The organism is Phycisphaerales bacterium (assembly GCA_040217175.1).
Lineage (GTDB): Bacteria > Planctomycetota > Phycisphaerae > Phycisphaerales > UBA1924 > JAHCJI01.
This window is the reverse complement of the sequence record JAVJNT010000002.1, coordinates 964,675-980,757: the sequence shown is the minus strand read 5'-3', so window position 1 is coordinate 980,757 and position 16,083 is coordinate 964,675. Positions and strand designations below refer to the sequence as shown.

Here is a 16,083-nt window from a genome sequence, read left to right as displayed (position 1 = left end):
TTCGTGATTGGTTGGATCTGCCGTGGTCGGTGGCGGTTAGCCGCCCGGCTCGGGCTCGGTCGCGTACTGGACCTTCTCCGACTCCTCGGACCGAAGCACCACCACGCTGGTGGGCTCGATGGTGCTCAGGCGCAGGTCGGCCCGATCGCTGCCGCCGCCACTCACCCCGACGAGCACGCCGAGCTTGCGGTCGAGGTCGAGCCCTTCGGCGGGCTCGATGTAGCCGAGCGTGCGCGGCGCGCCGTCGCCGACCGAGACGAGCCGGTACATGAGCGGGAGTCGGTTGCCGTTGTAGACGGCGCTCTTCTCGAGCTTGCCGACGTAGTCGTAGATGGCCGACTCGCGGAGGCGCGCCAAGGCCTGGTCGCTCTGCTGGTTGCCCTGGGCGAGCTGGGCCTGCGCCTCGGCGACGTCCTGCAGCGTCTTCTGGAGCTGCTTGCGGATTTCGAGCAGGCTGAGCCGCTGCTGCAGCCAGGTGCGCACCGACTCGTTCTCCTGGATGTCGGGCGTGGCGGCGAGCACGCGCTGGAACGCGGCCTCGAGCTCGTCGACCTCGGCCTCGAGCGTGCCCTGCTGGCGGACGGCGTCGAACGCGACCGACAACGCCTCGAGGCTCGGCAGCGGATCGAGCACGCTCTCGGGCTCGGTCGGCTCGGCCTGTGCTTCGGTCTCGGCCGGTTGGCCAGCCGGAGGTTGCACGGCCGGGTCGGTGCGCAGCGTGACGGGGTTGGTCCGCACCGGCTGGGTCTCGGGCTGATCACCGGCGCCCTCGATGCGCATCGGCTCCATGACGGTCGGGCGATCGCCCTCGTCGGCTGGTTGCTCTTGCTCGCGCTGCGGCGGGGTCTGGGGCTGGGTCTGCTGGGTCTGTTCTTGCGTCGGTTGCTGGACGGGCTGCTCGGGCAGGGCCTGACCCTGATCCTCGGCCTCGAGGCGGGCGCGGTAGGCCTGGATTTCGCTGGGCATCGCACGCCGGGCCTGATCGCTCTCGATGAAGCCGGCGGCGCCCGAGGGTGCGTCGACCACGTAGAAGACCACGCCGCGGCTGCTGGTCTCGGTGCGGCGGTACTTCAGCCGCGTCGTGGCCGGCGTGTCGGGGCCCTGCACGTCGCGGAAGGAGCCGTCCACGCCGTAGCGGGTGTCGCTGAGGGCCTTGAGCGCGCCAGAGCGGCTGAGGGTGACGACGCCGTCTGCTTCGTCCAAGACGCCGTGGTCGGCCCGGACGAGCGCGTGCAGGCCGCGGGGGTACTCCACGCGGAGCCAATTGCCGCCCTCGCCCGTGACACGCAGGACCGTGCCCGGCGTGAGCGTGGCGATGGGGTAGTAGCTCCGCAGGTCGCCCGAGCGGAGGAAGGCCTGGTCGGCGGTGACGGTCACGAAGTAGGGCTCGACGTCGCGAGTCTGGGCCGTGGCCGCCGGGGCGAACCACCCGGCGAGCGTGAGTGCGGCCAGCGCGATGGCGGCGAGCGGGTGCAGTCGTGCGGTGAGCATCGTTCCCTCCGTTGAACGGGCCCCAGGGGCATGGCGACTCGTCTGCATGTCCGGCGCCTCGTGCGCCGGTTGGCGGCCTTCGCTCCGAAGGCCCCAGACAATACAAAGGTAGACCGCTTGGGGCGGCGGTCCCAGCCTCCTAGCATCGGCTCCCCGTGGGCAGGGGGCTTGAGCGCCTTCGAGGCCCGCCGCACGCCCGCCGGCCGGGCCCGGCTGCCGGCCTCCCCCGTTCCGGCGTTCGCCCCGGCATGCACCGCCCGGGCCCAATCGAGAAAGCAGAATCAATATGACCGATCGTGTGAACCGAGCCCGTTCGCGATGCCGCCTCGATGGCCGGCGGTGGGTCGCCGCCGCGGGCGGGGCCGCGGCGCTGCTGCTTGCCAGCGGGTGCGCCACGCCGCTGGACGAGCCGAGCTCGGCCTCGCAACGGGCGCTGGTCGACAACCTGATGAACGAGCTGCGGCAGGCCCGCGACTCGGGAGAGGGCATCCGCGCCTTCGAGCGGCAGCCGGTCGAGATCGACATCGACGAACGGTTTCGGGACGACGTGGCCGCCATCGCCGGGCTGCGCAGCTACGAGGGCGAGGCCGATGAATTCGGCGAAGACCTGCTGGGCAACGAGCAGGCCATCGCGACGATCGATCTGGAGTCGGCCATCCGCGCCGCCGTGCAGCACAACTACGCGCTGCAGTTCGCGCGGCTCGATCCGATCGTGGCCGAAGCTGGCGTGGTGCGGGCCGAAGCCGCGTTCGACTGGGTGTTCATCGCGTCGACGCAGTACAACAGTTCGGAGACCGAGCAGATCTCGTCGAGCCAGTTCGTGCCTGCGCGTGACGAGCGCAACATCGTGACGTCTTCGCTCGGCCTGCGCCGGCAGATGGCGACCGGCGGCACGCTGTCGGTGGTGCAGCAGTTCGAGTACACCGACGTCTTGACCGACAACCCGAGCCTGACGTTCACGCCCGATCCTGCGTGGGAGAGCACGCTGACGCTGCGGGTCGATCAGCCGTTGCTGCGCGGGTTTGGTACCGACGTGGCGCGCGAGGGCCTCCTGCTGGCGCGCAACCAGGAGCGCGACTCGATCGCGAACCTCAAGGCCCAGGCCATCAACACGGTGCTCGAGGTCGAGACGGCGTACTGGGAGCTGTTCCGTGCGAGGCAGAACCTGCGGATCGTCCAGAGGCTGCTCGCGCGCGGCGACGAGACGCGGCGGGAGATCCGCATCCGCGCCGACGTCGACGCCAATCCGGCCGAGGTGTCCGACGCCGACGCGCGCGTGCAGGAACGCCGCCAGACGGTCATCCAGAGCCAGACCAACGTGCGTGAGGCAAGCGACCGGCTGAAGGTCGCGATGAGCGATCCCCGCTATCCCGTGGCGGGCGAAACGCTGCTGCTGCCGGCCGACGAGCCCGTCGACCAGGCGATCGAGTACGGCCTGTTCGACGCGTACCAGTCGGCGTTGAGGCGGCGGCCCGAGATCTACCAGGCGCTGCTGAGCCTGGACAACACGGCGATCCGTCGGCGCGTGGCTGAAAACGGCCTGCTGCCCCAGCTCGACCTGCGGGCGCAGTTCGCGGTGAGCGACCTGGACGACGACTTGGGGACGTCGTTCACCGACGCGTACGGCTTCAGCCGGCAGAGCTGGCTGCTCGGGCTGAACTTCGAGCTGCCGATCGGCAACCGCGCCGCCGAGGCGACGCGCAACGAGCGGCGCATCCAGCAGTACCAGGCCGTCATCGCCTACCAGAACACGGTGCAGGGCGTGATCTCGGAGGTTCGCTCGTCGCTGCGGCGGACGAAGGAGGCCTACGAGCGCATCGGGCAGGCCATGAGCAATCGCCTGGCCGCGGCCAACAACGTGCGCGTGCTCGACATCCAGCGCGAGACCATCGCGGTCAACACGCCCGAGCGCTTGAACCTGGAGTTCCAGGCCCAGGAGCGGCTGGCGGCGGCCGAGCAGGCCGAGGTGGGCGCGCTGGTCGACTACATGGTCGGCATCGCCAACCTGCACGCGGCCATGGGAACGGCGCTGGAGCGCAACGGCGTGCGGTTCGTCGTGCCCGACGCCGGGAAGCTCGAAGAGCTCTACGGCGACGCGGACCGGTAGCAATGGACGCCATCGCGCACGCGGCGGCGCACCTAGGCAGCGGCGGGCTTGTGGCGATGCCCACCGAGACGGTGTACGGGCTGGCGGCGATCGCCCGAAACGCCGACGCGGTCGCGCGGGTATTCAAGGCCAAGGGTCGCCCGGCGACGAACCCGCTCATCGTACACGCGTCGACGCTGGAGATGGCCCGGGACTGCTGCGCGGATTGGCCGCAACCGGCTGACGTGCTTGCGCGCGCATTCTGGCCCGGGCCGCTCACGCTTGTGATGCCGAGGGCAAGCTGGGTGCCCGATTCCGTAACCGCCGGCGGCCCGACGGTCGCCGTGCGCGTGCCGAACCATCCCGTGGCGCTTGCGCTGATCGAGGCCGCCGGCGAGCCGTTGGTCGCGCCCAGCGCGAACCGGTCGGGATACGTCTCGCCCACGACGCCCGAGCATGTGCGAAGCGCCTTTGGTAAGGACGTGTTCGTGCTCGATGGCGGGCCGTGTGAGGTCGGGATCGAGTCCACGGTGCTGGCGATCGACGGCGACGCGGTGCGCGTGCTGCGGTTGGGCGTGATCGGTCCGGAGGAGATCCGCGTCGCGGGCGTGCCGCTCCGCGAGGGCGAGCGTGCCGGGGCCGGGCCGGTGGCCAGCCCTGGCCTGCTGGGTCCGCACTACCAGCCGCGGGCCCGCGTGGTGCTCGTCGAGACGATCGAAGCTGTGCACGCCGCGATTGGGGATGGCCCGTGCGTGCTGCTGTCGCCGCCGGGCGTGCCGGTCGCGGTCGATCCGCCCAACGCGTCGATCGCCATGCCCGCCGAGGCATCGGCGTACGCCCGCGAGCTGTATGCGGCGCTCCGGGAGGCCGACGTGATGGGGGCGGCGGTGGTGGTGGCCTGCGTCCCGGAGGGCGGGGGTTCGACCTTCGAGGCGGTGCGGGAGCGTCTGCGTCGGGCGGCGGGGGCCTGAGGCGGTCAGCAGCAGCCCGTCGGCCCTACCCTGATGCCCCCTCGGCCCAGTGGTGGGGCCGGGGTGCGTTCTTTCGTTTCCGAGCACGCGTTCTTCACTTGAGAGGTGGCCGCCGTCATGTCCGAATCGTCGCAGAAGCTGAAGGTTGCGCTGGCCGAGGGTGATGGCATCGGGCCGGAGATCATGGCCGCGTGCCTGTCGATCTTCGAGGCAGCCGGCGTGCAGGACCACGTGGACTTCGTGCCCACCGAGATGGGTGAGAAGGTCTTCCGCGCCGGCAACTCGATGGGCATCAGCGACGAGTCGATCCGCATGGTTGAGGAAACGGGCCTGGTCTACAAGGGCCCGATGGGCACGCCCGTCGGCGGCGGTGGCAAGAGCATCAACGTCACGCTCCGCAAGATGTACGGCGCGTTCGCGAACGTGCGACACTTCCAGAGCCTGCCGGGCGTCGAGACGGTCTACAGCAAGGCCAACATCCCCGTCGACTTCTACGTCGTGCGTGAGAACATCGAAGACACGTACGGCGGCATCGAGCACCGATTGACCAACGACGTGGTCGAGTGCAAGCGGCTCATCTCGGCACCGGGCTGCGATCAGGTGCACCGCGAGGCCTTCGAGACCGCCCAACGGCTGGGTATCAAGAAGGTGCACTGCGGGCACAAGGCCAACATCATGAAGATGAGCGACGGCCTCTTCCTGGAGCGTTTCTACAAGATCGGCGGCGACTACCCCGACATCGAGACCGGCGACGTCATCATCGATGCCTTGTGCATGAATCTCGTGCTCAAGCCGCAGAACTTCAAGATGGTCGTGCTGCCAAACCTCCAAGGCGACATCGTGAGCGATCTGGCGGCCGGCCTGGTGGGCGGGCTGGGCTTCGCGCCCAGCGCGAACATCGGCCACCACGTCAGCATCTTCGAGGCGGTACACGGCACTGCGCCCGACATCGCCGGCAAGAACCTGGCCAACCCCACGAGCCTCTTGCTCAGCGGACTGATGATGCTGCGGCACATCGGCCTGATGAAGCACGCCAACCTCATCGAGAACGCGTTGATCCACACGCTGGAACAAGGCGTGCACACGGGCGACTTCGGCGAAGGGACGGGCAAGCCGGCGGTTGGCACCACCGACTTCGGCAACGCCATCAAGGGCAACCTGGGCAAGGCGCCCGACAGCCGCGAGGCACTCAAGACCGATGGCGTCAGTGCGACGGTGAGCGTGAGCCGTCCGGAGCGGCCCCGCCACAACACGCTCATGCGAACCTTCGAGACGCTCAAGAGCGTGTACGTGGGTTGCGATATCTACCTCGACACGCTCCTCAGCCCGCAAGAGCTGGCAGATCGGCTCAAGGACATCTGCGGGCCCACGCCCTTCGAGCTCAAGATGATGAGCAATCGCGGTACGCAGGTCTGGCCCAGCGGCAGCGTGTACACCGAGATCGTCGACTACTACCGCGTGCGTTTCGAACTGCGGGACATGGATCGGGCGCCGAGCCTGGGCCAGGGCCCGATCATCCAGCTGCTGGACCGGATCGCCGAGAAGTTCGAGGTCACCGACTTCCAGCCGCTGAAGCACTACGACGGCAAGCCGGGCTACTCGCTGGCCCAGGGCCAGTAGCGGCCCGGGGCAAGGACCGAGCAAACGCTGGCGGCGGGGCGCGCGTATCCATATGCGTGGAGGTGCGTCATGCTCGGACGGTCGATGTCGATCCTGGTTGGTTCCTGCATCGTTCTCACGGTGACTCCCGTGGTGCTCTCGCAGGAAGATGCGCCCGGGTTGCTCTCGGGGCCAGCGGTGGAGGCCCAGGCGACGATCGTGCGGTACGGCATGGACGGCCGGCTGCAGCCGGTCGCGGGCCGGCCCGAGATCGCCGCCGCCCAGGTGCTCATCGCGGCGCGGAGTTTGCCGACCGAAGTGGCCGAGCGTGTCCGGGAGATCAATACGCAGCGTGGCGAGTCGATCCGCATGCTGCTGGTCGACGAGCTCGACACGGTGCGCGAGGTGACCGACCTGATCACCGCGGGCGAGGATGAGGCGGCCCGCGACGAGATGCGCGCCCTGTGGCAGCGCTTCGAGTCGGGCATGCCGCATGCGCCGCTGCTCGAGGCGCTGGCCGAGGCGGTGGGGGAGCCGCACGCGGACGAGCTTCGCCGGATCAATGAAGAGTACTGGGCCGCGTTGTTGCAGGAGCGCGCTGGTGGCATGATGGACCGGCGCGGCGAGCGCGCCATGACCGCGGCCCGCGAGCGACTGGCGTTCCAGGTCTTCCAGCAGGAGGTCCGAGAGGGGTACGACCTCACGCTGCGGCGCTATCGCGAGCTGCTCGAGAGCATCTACACCGGCGTCGAGCCGACCGAAGCGCAGCGAGAGGCCATCCGCGACGTCGTGCTCGAGCACATCGAGACCACGCGGCTGGCGGCCACGCCCGAGCAGCGGCGCGCGACGATGGTGAAGATCTATCAAGAGCTGGACGAATCACGGCGCGAGCGGTTGTACGCGTTGCTGCTGCGGCAGGTCGTGCCGGACTAGGTCGGCCGGGCGTCCCTAGGCTGCCCGCATGAGCATCCAGCTTGAGCAGGTCGTCGCGAGCGAGGGCCTCACGCAGGAATCATCGGGATCCGCAACGGAGGCATCTTCGATCGAGGCATCCGCGTCCGACGATCCGTCGGCGACGGTGATGGAGACGCTGCAATCGATCTGGGAGGGCTTCCTCTCGCACCTGCCGTTGCTCGTCGCCGGCCTGCTCATCGTCGTCGTCACGCTGGTGGTGGGCCTCGTCGCGCGTTGGATTTCCCGGCGGTTGCTGTCGGGCGTCAAGATGCGCGATTCGCTCAAGGAGCTGGTTGTCCGCTTCGTCGTCATCGGCGTGTGGGCGGTGGGGCTCATGATCTCGGCCATGGTGATGTTCCCCGGGCTGACGCCGACCAAGGCGCTCACCGCGCTGGGCGTGGGCTCGATCGCCATCGGCCTGGCGTTCAAGGACATCTTCGAGAACTTCTTTGCCGGCGTGCTGATCCTCTGGCGCTTCCCGTTCGAGAACGGCGACTGGATCTCGTGCAACGGCATCACCGGGCGCGTCGTGAACGTCACGGTGCGCAACACGATCCTGCGCACCGTGCGCGGCGAGTTGGTCGTTGTGCCCAACGTCGACATCTACAAGAACCCGGTCGACGTGCTCACGGACCGGGCCCACCGTCGCCTCGAGATCATCGTGGGCGTCGCCTACGGGGAAGACGTCGCCGAGTCTCGCAAGGTCATCGAAGAGGCCGTCCGCGGCTGCGAGACGATCCAAGCACGGCTGGGCGTGCAGGTCTTCGCCCAGGAGTTCGCCAGCAGCAGCGTCAACTTCGAGGTCGCCTGGTGGACGGGCGCCACGCCGGTCGAGCAGCGCAAGAGCCGCGACGAGGTGGTCGAGGCTATCAAGCGGGCCCTCGACGACGCGGGCATCGAGATTCCGTTCCCCTACCGCACGCTCACGTTCAAGCAGCCGCTGGAAGTCGAGCAGCAGGGCAAGGCCGAGGCCGAGGGCGACGAGGCCTAGTCGGTCAGCGTCGCCTCGAACCAGTCCTGCATCGCGCGCCACGAACGCTCGTCGGCGGCCTCGTTGTACGCCGCGACCTTGCCCGGCTCCATCGGGCCGGCGGCCTTGCTCGTAAAGCTGTGGACGGCGTTGGCGTAGTCGATGAACACGAAGTCGGCCTGGGCGTTTGCCATCTCGCGCTTGAACTCGTTGCGAGCCTCGATGCTGACCAGCGGGTCGTCGTAGCCATTGCAGACCAGGACCGAGGCGGTGACCTGACCGCGGCGCGGGGCGCTCTCAAAGGACAGCCCGCCGTGGAAGCTGACGACGGCGTCCATGTCCATGCCGTGGCGGGCGCACTCGAGCACGACGGTGCCCCCGAAGCAGTAGCCGACGGCGGCGAGGTTGTCGGTGAGCTTGCCCTGGCCCTTCAGTGCTTCGACGGCTGCCTCGACGCGGCCGCGCATGAGCTGGCGGTCCGCGTAGTAGATGCCCGCGAGCTCGGCGGCCTCTTCGTTGTCTTCGGCGCGGACGCCCTCGCCGTACATGTCGATGGCGAACGCGCGGTAGCCCAGCTCGGCGAGCATGCGGGCACGCTGCTTCTCTTCGTCGCCCAGGCCCCGCCACGCGTGGACGACGAGCACGGTGCCACGCAATTCGCCGCCGGCGGGCTCGACGACGAGGCCGCGGAGCTTGGTCCCGTCGTGCTCGTAGGCCAGTTCGTACTCGCGTTGCATCCGTTCATCCCACCGGCGTGGATCGAGCGGGCGCTCGGGCGGCGTCGGGCCCTGCTGGGCAAGCGCGTGCGTCGGCAGCGCACAGGTGAGCACGACGGCGAGAAGGATCAGGATGCGAGCGATCATGGTGCACCTCCATCGGTGCGCAACAGTATCGCCGTCGCCAAAGAACACGAGCGCAGCGGGCGGCGCACGGGGATCCCCACGACGTCGGCAATGCTTGGAAGGAGTCGCCTTGCGTGGTCTAGCGGCCGCGGAAGGTGATGCGGCCCTTGGTAAGGTCGTAGGGCGACATCTCGACGGTGACGGTGTCGCCCGGGGTGATGCGGATGTAGTGCTTACGCATCTTGCCCGAGACGTAGGCGAGGATCTCGGTCTGCTGCTCGTTGGGCAGTCGCACCTTGAACATGGCGTTGGGAAGCGCCTCGACGACGATCGCTTCCATGGTGAATTTGTCGTCCTGCTTGGCCATGCGTGGGTGCGATCCTCCTGTGCCGGCGTCGATGCCGGCGAATCCCTGCGTGTTCGCCTTGATGCCCGGCCCCGGGCGAGCGAGCGGCAACTGTAGCCCGGCCCCTTCGAGACCGGGCAACGGCAACCGAATAAAACAAGAACGTCGATGCCGCGTTTATTTCGCCGGGCCACGAATACCGGGATTCTGGGGATCGCGACCGACACGCCGGGCGATGCGATGGGCGGGCGACCGCAGGCGGAGCTTCCGCCAGGCCATGGCCGGGCAACGCAGGGCGAGGGCGACCGCTCCCTTCCACCACGACGATCCGGCCGGTTCGTAGCCGAGCCGGCGCATGTGCCTGCGGCAGACGAACTCGATGGCGGCGATGGAGCCGGGCGAAAGGGCCCCGCGATACCGGCCCACGCGCGAATCCGTGACCGCCTCCAGCGTGCGCTGCTTATGTCGCTCGCGCTCCGCAAAGCCCAGCTGCGATCGCTGGTGTGGATGGAGCATCTCGTCACGGTAGATGATGCCCAGTACGTCGCAGGCCTTGCGGATCTCGACTTCGGGCCTGGCAACGAGGTCTTCGTACCGCACTACCAGGAAGCGGTCGGCAGCGAGCATCCGCTCAGCGGCAAGCCCGGCTCGCTGATCGATGTGCCAGCGGACGGCCGACGACGTGATCGGGGTGCCCCAGGCTTGGAGTTGGCTCACAGCGACGTCGCGTGGGTCTCGCACGATGTGCACGAAAACGGCATCCGGAAACATCGAGAGCAACTGGGGCACGTACATCGTGTGCGGCGGGCTCTTCTCGCCGATGACCGCAGGGGCGCCGCTCGCGTCGTGTTCATGGGCTTCGGCGGCGGCACGCAGCCATGCACGCAAGAGCGAGCCATATCCTCGGGGCTCGTTGGCCGCGAGCTCCTCGAATCGGGAATCGTCCAACTCGATGCCGGCGATGGCACTTCTCTGTCGGATGGCTTGCAGGGCCGCCTTCCATCCGGCGTCGGTCTCGATGTCTCCCAGCTTGCGCCGGTTCTTCCACACGAGCGGCATGAAGTGGGTCTCGGGCGGGATGAACACGCCCTCGCCACGCGAGAGCATCGCCTGCAGCAAGGTCGTGCCCGAGCGGCTGGTGCCGGTGATGAAGAAGTACCTGGTTTCGTTGCCCATGGCCCGCTAGTCCCGGCTTCCCGCAGTCGTGGGCTTGAGCCTCAGCAGGGCGCCGGCCGGCTTCGATACGCGGGCCGGCGCAATGGCCAGGATGCTCCGCAGCGTGTCGGGCAGGAGCACGCGTGTGAGCACGGCCGCCGCCAGTGCGTACGCCGTTCCCGACAGCACGAGGCGCTGGAGCGACTCGACGAGCCCGCGCCCGGCTTCCTCGCCGTCGCCCGAGGCAGTGCGGGCCGCGTCGTTGAAGACGAGGTGATCGACGACGATGATCACGATCGCCAGCAGCGTCAGCAGGCCCCACGGACGCAGCACGGTGGCGATGAACGACATGGCCGGCACGCCCACGGACCGCAGGCTCCACGCCGCGACGCCGGTGACACCCAGCACGAAGTACAGCCCGACGCCCGCGGCGATGAGGCCCGGCTCTGTCGGGAAGAGCAGGCCGCCGACGAGCGCGACGCCGGCCATGCCGATGCCCTGCGCGAAGAGCGCGAAGAACTGCGTGCGGAATCGCCCGGTGCTCGAGAGCGCCGACTCCTGCACGGTCACCAGCAGCCGGAGCGAGAAGCAGAGCGCCAGGGCCTGGACGGCCGGCACGGCGCCGTCCCACTTGTCCTGCCAGATGATCTGCTGGAGCGGATCGATCGTGACGGCGATGCCCCCGGCGATGCCCGAGGCCACGAGCGTGAGCGCGCCACTCACGCGCAGCACCGAGGCAACGTGCCGCTTCACGTCGTGCTGGAACGCGCTCATGGTGGGCATGAGCACCTGCTGCAGGTTGCTGGCCAGCAGCGACATGACCTGATCGCCGATCATGTAGGCGAAGACGTAGACGCCCATCACGGATTCGGTGAGCAGGAAGCCAAGCACGAGGTAGTCGCCCTGCCGCAGCAGCGCGAGCGCGACGGCGCCGAGCAGCAGCCACTTCGTGCGCGCCCAGATGGCGGGCCACAGCCTGGTCCTGGGCTTCAGGCGAACGAGCGGGTCTCGCGTGGTGTAGAGGCCGTACAGCCACTCGTAGGCCGCCGAGATGACCAGCGACCACGTAAACGTCAGCGGCCCGGCGTCACCCAACGCCAGCGCGATCATCGCGACGTAGCGCACGATCGAGCTGCTGGCGTTCATGACGGCGACGGCCTTGTAGCGGTACTGCATCGCCAGCTTCGCGCGGTAGATCATGCACGGGCCGTAGATGCCCGCGGCGATGCCCAGCGTGACCATGACCATGACGTACTCGTCGTTGTCGTGCACGCGGGCGAGCACCGGCCCGAGGGCGCACAGGATGATCGCCGCGAGCACGTTGAGCATGAGCGTCCAGGCGTAGACCGGGCCGACGAGCCCGTCGAATCGGTGCATGCCCTTCTGGATGAGGATGCGGCGGACGCCCCCGTCCCGGAGCACGTTGACGAGCGCCGCCACGCCGATGGCGGTGCCGAAGATGCCGAAGTCGTCCTTGCCCAGGAGGGCGCCCAGGATCGCGATGTTGGCCAGGCTGGCGACCTTGACGACGGCCGTGGCGACCATGAGCCAGCTCAGCCCGCCGCCCACGCGCCGGCCCATGGCCTGGGCCTGCCTTCTCGGACCCGCACCGGGGCGGGGCGTCTGCGGCTGCGGGTGCGTCGGGGGCTCGGGCATCGTGGGGCAATAGGCCTCGGATGGGCGCGGGGTTCGCGCGGGCCGGTGTTCGGTTTCGCCGTAGTCGGGCCGCGCGGGGCCCAGCCTACCATCGGCCCCGCGGTGAGGATGGCACGAGCCGAAACCGATCCGGCCCAGGGAGTAGCCCCGGGGCCGACAGCCGCCGCATCGATGCGTCAGCGAAGGATGGAACCCAGACAATGAAGGCCAACGAGATCCGCCAAGGCAACGCCCTCCAGATCGACGGCAAGGTCTACATCGCCGTCAAGGTCGAGCACACCAAGCCCGGCAAGGGCCCGGCCTACTACCAGGTGAAGCTCAAGGACGTGGCCACCGGCCTGCACATCGACAAGCGCTATACCGGCGGCGACGCCGTCGAGAGCGCACCGATCGACCGCCGCGACATGGAGTACCTGTTCAGCGACCAGACCGGCGCGACGTTCATGGATAGCGAGACCTTCGACCAGGTCATCATCGCCCCCGAGGTCTTGGGTGACGCGCTCATGTACCTGGCGCCCAACACCACCTGCACCGTGCTGGTCTACGAAGAGAACCCGCTGAGCCTGGAGCTGCCCGCGAGCGTCGACCTCGAGGTGACCGACACGACCCCCGGCATCAAGGGCGCGACGGCGACGAACCAGCTCAAGGAAGCCGAGTGCGAGACCGGGTTGAAGACCCGCGTGCCGCCCTTCATCACGATCGGCGAGAAGATCAAGGTGGCGACCGAAGACGGCCGCTACCTCGCCCGCGCGAAGGAGTAGGCACATGTCCGCGTTCGCGGGCCGCCACCTGGTCGTCATCGGTCTGCGCGCGAGCGGCAAGACGTCGGCGGGCGAGCTGGCCGCCGGTCGCCTGGGCATCGCATTTAGCGATCTCGACGAGTTGACCATCGAGGACATCGACGGCCACGCCTTCCCGACCGTGCGCGAGGCGTGGGCCGAAGCGGGCGAAGATGCGTTTCGCTTGGTCGAAGCAGCGGCGCTCTCGAAGGCACTTGCCACGCAGGGGGACGATGTGCTGGCCCTCGGCGGCGGCACCGCGGCTTTCGCCGACGCCCGCCGTGTGCTGACCGAGGCGATGGACGCCGGCGTCGTGCTCGGCCCCGTCTACCTGCACGCGCCGCCCGGGGTACTCGCCGATCGGCTGCGGCGGGACCTGGGCGATCGGCCCTCGATCACTGGCGATCACCCGGCCGACGAGATCGCCGGCCTCTACGACAAGCGCGATGGCATCTACCGGGCCCTGGCCGAGGAACTCGTCGAGGTCGAGCACCTGACGATGGACCAGGCCGCCGACCGGCTCGTCGAGCTGTGGCACAAGCTCGCGGATCGTTGACCGGGGCTGTTTGTTCACATATTGTTTGGTATGCAGGACCCAGAGCCCGCCTACCGCGATGCGCTACCCGGCGGCCCGGCCCACCGCCGCGGGGCGGGGCTCAATCCGGGCAACCGCTTCGAGGACGTCCGCCTGCACGTGCTGGGCGAGGAACTCGATCGCCAGTGGATCGAGCGTGAGGCCGAGGGCGACGGCAAGCCCGTAAGGGTCGAGCGGCGTGTCTACGAGGACCGGACCAAGACCGTCATCAACCGCGTCGTGCCGACGAGCGACGTGCCCTTCGAGTGGACGCTCAACCCCTACCGCGGCTGCGAGCACGGCTGCATCTACTGCTTTGCGCGCCCGTACCACGAGTTCCTGGGCTTCAGCTGCGGGCTCGACTTCGAGACCAAGCTCATTGCCAAGCCCGACGCTCCGGAGCTGCTGGCCAGGGAACTGGCAAAGAAGAACTGGAAGGGCCAGCCAATCGTCATGTCGGCCATCACCGACGTGTACCAGCCCATCGAGCACGAGCTTTGGATTGCGAGACGGTGCCTCGAGGTGCTGGCAGAGTGCAACCAGCCCGTCAGCACGATGACCAAGAGCGCCATGGTGCTGCGCGATGCCGACCTCTGGCAGCGGCTGGCCGCCCACAACGCCGGGCGTGTCACGGTGACGCTCGTGACGCTCGACGCCGACCTGGCGCGCACGCTCGAGCCCCGCGCGACGAGCCCGGCCGGACGCTTGCGCACCATCCGCGAGCTGGCCGCCGCGGGCGTGCCGGTGTCGGTCAACATCGCGCCGATCATCCCCGGCCTGACCGACACCGAGGTGCCGAGCTTGCTCGAAGCCGCGGCCGACGCCGGCGCCCGGCGGGTGTCGTGGGTGCTGCTGCGGCTGCCGTACCAGCTCAAGGACCTGTTCCTCGAGTGGCTGCAGCGCAACGTGCACCCCGACCGCGCCCGCAAGGTCGAGTCGCTCATCCGCCAGAGCCGCGGGGGCAAGCTCTACGACGCCGGCAAAAACCGCGGCCGCGGCGACGGTCCGATCGCACGGCAGATCGCCCAGACGTTCGACGTCTTCACGCGGCGGTACGGGCTGAACCGCGACATCCGTCCGCTCTCGAGCGCCCACTTCGTGAAGCCCGACACCAGCGGGCAGATGGGCTTGTTCGGCTAGCCCAGCGCTAGTGCTCGAGCCATTGGCAGTCGGAGACCATGCACACGCCGCCATACTTGCGCAGCGCGACGCGAGCCGCCTCGATTACCTGCGGCGCGCTCTCGAGTGGCACCGCCAGCATGACGCACGCGTTCGTCGAGACGCCGCTGACGTCGTCCGCCCGCTGGTCGCCACGATCGCCGAAGCCCGAGGCGTTGGGCATGACGGTGTAGCCCGTCGCGCCGGCCTGGCGGAGCTTGGTGAGCAGCCGGCTCAGGTGAAGCGTGTCGACGACGATGTCCAGCCGCTTCATGGGTTGCATGCCGTCGTCGTGTTGCTTGCTCGGCTCGCCGGCCATCACGCCCACCACCAGTCGATGATCGAGGCATACAGCGGGATGCCCACGATGATGTTGAATGGAAACGTCAGGCCCAGGCTCATGGGCACGTACAGGCTCGGGTTGGCGTTGGGCAACGCAAGCCGCAACGCCGCCGGGGCCGCGATGTAGCTGGCGCTGCCGAAGAGAACGGCCAGCAGCAGCGCGTCGCCCTCCGCGAGCCCGAGCAGCCGGGCGGCGATGATGCCCAGCGACGCCTGCACGGGCGGGGCAATGAGCGCGAACGCGACGAGGAACACGCCCGAGCGTCGCAGGTCGCCCAGCCGCCGCGCAGCAACCAAGCCCATGTCGAGCAGGAACAGGCACAGCACGGCCTGGAACGGGTCCTTAACGAGCGGCTTCATGGTCGTCCAGCCCGAGTCGCCGCAGAGGTAGCCGATGACGAGGCTACCCAGCAGCAGCACGATGGCGCTGTTGGCGAGCGCCTCGTGGGCCATGGCGCGCCACTCGGGCCTCTGGTTGTCGTCGCCCTCGGTCTTCGTTCGCATGAGCGTGGCGAGCACGATGCCGGTGACGATCGCCGGCGACTCCATGAGCGCCATGGCGGCGATGAGGTGGCCGCTGTACTCGGTCTGCCCGCGCTCGAGGAAGCTGATGGCGGTGATGAAGGTCACGGCGCTCACCGAGCCATAGCAGGCCGCGATGCCCGCGGCGTCCTCGCCCTTCATCCGCATGCGGAGGACGAAGAAGGCAAGCACGGGCAGCAGCGCGCTGGAGAGCGCGGCGACCCCGAGCGTGCCGAGCACGCCCACGTCGAGCCCGCTGCGGTGCAACTCGTACCCGCCGTGGAAACCGATGGAGACCAGCAGGTAGATCGACAGCCCCTTGGCGATCGCCGGCGGCACGCTCAGGTCCGATCGCACGAGCGTGGCGAGCATGCCCAGGGCGAAGAACAGGATGGGCGGGGACAGCAGGTTTTGCGTGAGCGCCGACGGGTCCACGGCTGCTCCAGGTGCCGGCGCCGCGTGGCGGGCCGGGCAGGGGCCAACGAACGGTTCCCCGGCGGGGTCGAAACAAAGCGGGCGACGCGACTCGAACGCGCAACGTTCAGCTTGGAAGGCTGACGCTCTACCATTGAGCTACGCCCGCGGGAGCGGCCTCGGCACGCCGCTGCGGGCGTTCCGGGACGCACGAATTCCCTATG

The 16,083-nt window shown here is 68.8% G+C and carries 15 protein-coding genes and 1 tRNA gene; 8 read left to right on the top strand and 8 right to left on the bottom strand.

Translation table 11 applies throughout. The features are described 5' to 3' along the window. Window positions 1-36 precede the first annotated feature (36 nt). Window positions 37-1,491 (bottom strand): hypothetical protein, encoded by a 1,455-nt coding sequence (locus RIA68_11385; GenBank protein ID MEQ8318042.1) that lies wholly within the window; start codon window positions 1,489-1,491, stop codon window positions 37-39. A 286-nt stretch (window positions 1,492-1,777) separates the two neighbouring features. Between RIA68_11385 and RIA68_11380 the strand changes: the two genes are divergently transcribed. From RIA68_11380 to RIA68_11360, 5 genes are all read left to right on the top strand, one after another. Then, on the top strand, window positions 1,778-3,598 hold the full coding sequence (locus RIA68_11380) for a TolC family protein (GenBank protein ID MEQ8318041.1): 1,821 nt from the start codon (window positions 1,778-1,780) through the stop codon (window positions 3,596-3,598). A 2-nt stretch (window positions 3,599-3,600) separates the two neighbouring features. Next, complete coding sequence (locus RIA68_11375; protein ID MEQ8318040.1) at window positions 3,601-4,548, top strand: L-threonylcarbamoyladenylate synthase; 948 nt, start codon at window positions 3,601-3,603, stop codon at window positions 4,546-4,548. A 117-nt stretch (window positions 4,549-4,665) separates the two neighbouring features. Further along, window positions 4,666-6,168, top strand: a complete 1,503-nt coding sequence (locus RIA68_11370; protein MEQ8318039.1) for an isocitrate/isopropylmalate family dehydrogenase — start codon at window positions 4,666-4,668, stop codon at window positions 6,166-6,168. Window positions 6,169-6,237: 69 nt separating this feature from the next. Next, window positions 6,238-7,080 (top strand): hypothetical protein, encoded by an 843-nt coding sequence (locus RIA68_11365; GenBank protein MEQ8318038.1) that lies wholly within the window; start codon window positions 6,238-6,240, stop codon window positions 7,078-7,080. A 28-nt stretch (window positions 7,081-7,108) separates the two neighbouring features. Continuing rightward, window positions 7,109-8,092: a mechanosensitive ion channel family protein gene (locus RIA68_11360; GenBank protein ID MEQ8318037.1), complete on the top strand. Its 984-nt coding sequence runs from the start codon at window positions 7,109-7,111 to the stop codon at window positions 8,090-8,092. Here RIA68_11360 and RIA68_11355 read toward each other — a convergent pair. From RIA68_11355 to RIA68_11340, 4 genes are all read right to left on the bottom strand, one after another. Further along, window positions 8,089-8,934 carry a dienelactone hydrolase family protein gene (locus RIA68_11355; GenBank protein ID MEQ8318036.1) on the bottom strand — a complete coding sequence of 282 codons (846 nt, stop codon included), beginning with the start codon at window positions 8,932-8,934 and terminating at the stop codon, window positions 8,089-8,091. The two genes, RIA68_11360 and RIA68_11355, sit on opposite strands and share 4 nt — an antisense overlap. Before the next feature lie 118 nt (window positions 8,935-9,052). Continuing rightward, window positions 9,053-9,280, bottom strand: a complete 228-nt coding sequence (gene infA, locus RIA68_11350) for a translation initiation factor IF-1 (GenBank protein ID MEQ8318035.1) — start codon at window positions 9,278-9,280, stop codon at window positions 9,053-9,055. 156 nt (window positions 9,281-9,436) lie between these two features. Further along, window positions 9,437-10,435 carry a sulfotransferase gene (locus tag RIA68_11345; GenBank protein MEQ8318034.1) on the bottom strand — a complete coding sequence of 333 codons (999 nt, stop codon included), beginning with the start codon at window positions 10,433-10,435 and terminating at the stop codon, window positions 9,437-9,439. Between the two features lie 6 nt (window positions 10,436-10,441). Beyond that, on the bottom strand, window positions 10,442-12,070 hold the full coding sequence (locus RIA68_11340) for an oligosaccharide flippase family protein (protein MEQ8318033.1): 1,629 nt from the start codon (window positions 12,068-12,070) through the stop codon (window positions 10,442-10,444). 200 nt (window positions 12,071-12,270) lie between these two features. On the opposite strand from RIA68_11340, the gene efp reads away from it, so the two are divergent. Genes efp through RIA68_11325 form a run of 3 tightly spaced genes read left to right on the top strand, consistent with a single transcriptional unit; the run spans window position 12,271 to window position 14,563 of the window. Beyond that, entirely contained in the window at window positions 12,271-12,831 is a 561-nt protein-coding gene (gene efp, locus RIA68_11335) for an elongation factor P (GenBank protein ID MEQ8318032.1), read from the top strand. Window positions 12,832-12,835: 4 nt separating this feature from the next. Beyond that, window positions 12,836-13,405 carry a shikimate kinase gene (locus RIA68_11330; protein ID MEQ8318031.1) on the top strand — a complete coding sequence of 190 codons (570 nt, stop codon included), beginning with the start codon at window positions 12,836-12,838 and terminating at the stop codon, window positions 13,403-13,405. 30 nt (window positions 13,406-13,435) lie between these two features. Then, window positions 13,436-14,563, top strand: coding sequence for a PA0069 family radical SAM protein (locus RIA68_11325; protein ID MEQ8318030.1), 1,128 nt, complete (start codon window positions 13,436-13,438; stop codon window positions 14,561-14,563). 7 nt (window positions 14,564-14,570) lie between these two features. Here RIA68_11325 and RIA68_11320 read toward each other — a convergent pair whose 3' ends face one another. The 3 genes from RIA68_11320 to RIA68_11310 all read right to left on the bottom strand — a co-directional run bounded on the left by RIA68_11320 (window position 14,571) and on the right by RIA68_11310 (window position 16,028). Then, window positions 14,571-14,912, bottom strand: coding sequence for a hypothetical protein (locus RIA68_11320; protein MEQ8318029.1), 342 nt, complete (start codon window positions 14,910-14,912; stop codon window positions 14,571-14,573). Beyond that, window positions 14,900-15,880: a sodium-dependent bicarbonate transport family permease gene (locus RIA68_11315; GenBank protein MEQ8318028.1), complete on the bottom strand. Its 981-nt coding sequence runs from the start codon at window positions 15,878-15,880 to the stop codon at window positions 14,900-14,902. The genes RIA68_11320 and RIA68_11315 overlap by 13 nt, the downstream gene beginning before the upstream one ends. A gap of 76 nt (window positions 15,881-15,956) precedes the next feature. Beyond that, window positions 15,957-16,028: transfer RNA gene (locus RIA68_11310), tRNA-Gly, on the bottom strand. Window positions 16,029-16,083: the final 55 nt, after the last annotated feature.